General features: G+C 67.5%; 3 protein-coding genes. 2 read left to right on the top strand and 1 reads right to left on the bottom strand.

Features of this window, described 5'->3' with window-relative positions:
• Together RMO04_RS02200 and RMO04_RS02195 are read left to right on the top strand one after the other, a co-directional pair.
• Window positions 1-463, top strand: a 463-nt coding sequence (locus RMO04_RS02200; protein WP_309643160.1) for a GFA family protein, incomplete at its 5' end; no start/stop codon positions are given.
• A gap of 64 nt (window positions 464-527) precedes the next feature.
• Window positions 528-2,165, top strand: a complete 1,638-nt coding sequence (locus RMO04_RS02195; RefSeq protein WP_309643159.1) for an inorganic phosphate transporter — start codon at window positions 528-530, stop codon at window positions 2,163-2,165.
• Window positions 2,166-2,168: 3 nt separating this feature from the next.
• Here RMO04_RS02195 and RMO04_RS02190 read toward each other — a convergent pair whose 3' ends face one another.
• Window positions 2,169-2,387 carry a hypothetical protein gene (locus RMO04_RS02190; RefSeq protein WP_309643158.1) on the bottom strand — a complete coding sequence of 73 codons (219 nt, stop codon included), beginning with the start codon at window positions 2,385-2,387 and terminating at the stop codon, window positions 2,169-2,171.
• Between the last annotated feature and the right edge of the window lie 264 nt (window positions 2,388-2,651).

Below are 2,651 nucleotides of genomic sequence, written 5' to 3'. Positions count from 1 at the left end.
TGTCGGCGGCGACCTTCTTGACGAGCTTGCCGAACCGGACCGAGCAGGTGAGGATTCGGAGATGGGCAAGACGGGCGGGTGCCGGTGCGGGGCGGTGCGGTTCGAGGCGGAGGGGGAACCGGAGCACAGCACCCTGTGCTGGTGCGCCGAGTGTCGGCGATCGGCGGGCGCGCCGGTCGTGTTGTGGACGCTGTTCGGTCGCGACCAGGTCCGGGTCACGGGCACGCCGACCAGCTATGAATCCTCGCCGGGCACGACGCGGCAGTTCTGCGGGACGTGCGGAACGGGGCTGTTCTATCTGAACGAGGCGATCTTCGCGGGCAAGATCGACATCCAGGGCGCAGCCTTCGACGAGCCCGACGCTTTCGCCCCTGCGGCGCACATCCAGGTCGCGGACGCGCCAGGCTGGCGGACGGGGATGACGGATCTGCCGCACTTCGCGCGATACCCTGGCGCAGAGTGACGCGAAGGGCCTGATCTCACATGTCATGAGACTGTCACATTGCCCGTGATAGGGCCGACAGGTCATGGCTAGCACCGCTCTCGCCGGGGGCGAGTCGCTCGCGTCTCCGCGCTACGATCACGGCATCGACCGGCCTGCCCCGCGTTGGGCGCGTTGGCTGTTCCTGGGCTTGATGGTCGGCGTGGTCGGCTATGCCGGTGCGAGCGTGATCGCGGACACCCGGGCGGTGGGCGAGCAGCTCGCGACCGGCGTGTTCCTGTTCCTAGGCGTGGCACTGCTGATCGCGCTCGGCTTCGAATTCGTGAATGGGTTTCACGATACGGCGAACGCGGTTGCGACCGTGATCTACACCAACGCCATGCCCGCGCCGCTGGCGGTAGTGTGGTCGGGCGTTTGGAATTTCCTGGGCGTGATGACTTCGTCAGGGGCGGTCGCCTATTCGATCCTGACCCTGTTGCCCGTCGAGCTGATTCTGAACGTCGGCAGCACGGCTGGCTATGCGATGATTTTCGCGCTGCTGATCGCGGCGGTAACCTGGAACCTGGCGACTTGGTATGTCGGGCTGCCCAACTCCTCCAGCCATGCGCTGATTGGCTCGATTCTAGGCGTCGGGCTCGCCAACCAGCTGATGTCGAGCGGACCGGCCGGCACGTCGGGCGTGGACTGGAGCCAGGCCAGCAAGGTTTTGAACGGCCTGTGGATGGCGCCGCTGATCGGCTTCGGCGCGGCCTTCGTGCTGTTGCTGGTGATGAAGGCGGTGTCGCGCAACCCGGACCTGTTTCGCGCGCCGGAGGCCGACACCCCGCCGCCGCGCGGCATTCGTGCGCTGCTGATCCTGACCTGCACCGGGGTGTCCTTCGCCCATGGCAGCAACGACGGGCAGAAAGGCATGGGGCTGATCATGCTGATCCTGATCGGCGCGGCACCGACCGCCTATGCGCTGAACCGGACCATGCCGGCGACCAGCACTCCCGGCTATGTGGCGAGCGCCAACGCCGCGACCGCCGCCTTCGCCGCCCATGGGCGGCCCGTGGGCGACGTCGCGCGGTCCCGGCAGGTGCTTACGGACGCGCTCAAGGCCAAGCAGCTCGCCTCGCCCACCGTGTTCGGCGCGGCGGCGGTGGTGAACGGGGACATTACGCGCCGGATCGCTGAATATGGCGCCATCCGCAACGTTCCTGGAGCCGCGACGGCCAACCTGCGCAGTGACATGTACCTGGTGCTCGACGTGACCCAGCGGGTGGTCAAGGCCAACCCGGCCGGGCTGAGCGAGGGCGAGCTGGCCACGCTCGGCGCGCACAAGGCGCAGCTGGAGCAGGGCACGCGCTATATTCCGACCTGGGTCAAGGTGGCGGTGGCGTTGGCGCTGGGTCTGGGCACCATGGTGGGCTGGAAGCGGATCGTGGTGACGGTCGGCGAAAAGATCGGCAAGACTCACCTGACCTACGGCATGGGGGCGGCGGCCGAGCTGGTCGCCGCGACGACCATTTTCGCCGCAGATCGCTTCGCGCTGCCCGTATCGACGACGCACATCCTGTCGTCCGGCGTGGCCGGCGCGTCGGTGGCGAACGGGGCGGGCCTACAGGCGCGGACGGTGCGCAACCTGGCGCTCGCCTGGGTGATGACCCTGCCGGTCGCGATGGCGTTGTCGGGCGGGCTGTACTGGCTGTTCCTGGCCCTCGCGCGGACGGCCGGTTTCTGAGGCTTAGAAGGCGAGTTTGAGCGTCTGGCGCTCGGACTTACCCCTGTCCTCCGCCAATTCCGCATAGCGGTCCGCCATGTCGCGATGGATCGCCTGCACATCCGGTAGCGCTGCGGACTCCGCAAGCGCGCGCGCCTGCTCCGCGCGACGCTGGTAGTATTCGTTCTCGTTTACCGCGCCCATCTGCGTCCGTGCTCCCTCGATGCGATCGCTACGCAGCACCACTCATCCAGGATACCCGTCGAGCCGCACAATTCTATAACGTCGGTTAGCGAGCTGCGATTGCTCGATAACCTCGGTTACGGGCTGTCTCACCCGCCTGGCAAAGCCCCGTAGCCGGTCGCGCGCAAAAGGGTCAGCTTGGCCTTGCCGTGGATGCGCTCCGCGTCCGCGGCAAACCCGGCAACCTCAACGCGTTCGTCCCGGCTCGTCTCGATGCTGACCCACGTCGCCGATCCGGTCCAGCCAAGTCGTGCGAGGCGGTGC

It is taken from the genome of Phenylobacterium sp. (assembly GCF_031412415.1).
Lineage (GTDB): Bacteria > Pseudomonadota > Alphaproteobacteria > Caulobacterales > Caulobacteraceae > Phenylobacterium.
This window is presented reverse-complemented; position numbering and strand designations above follow the sequence as displayed.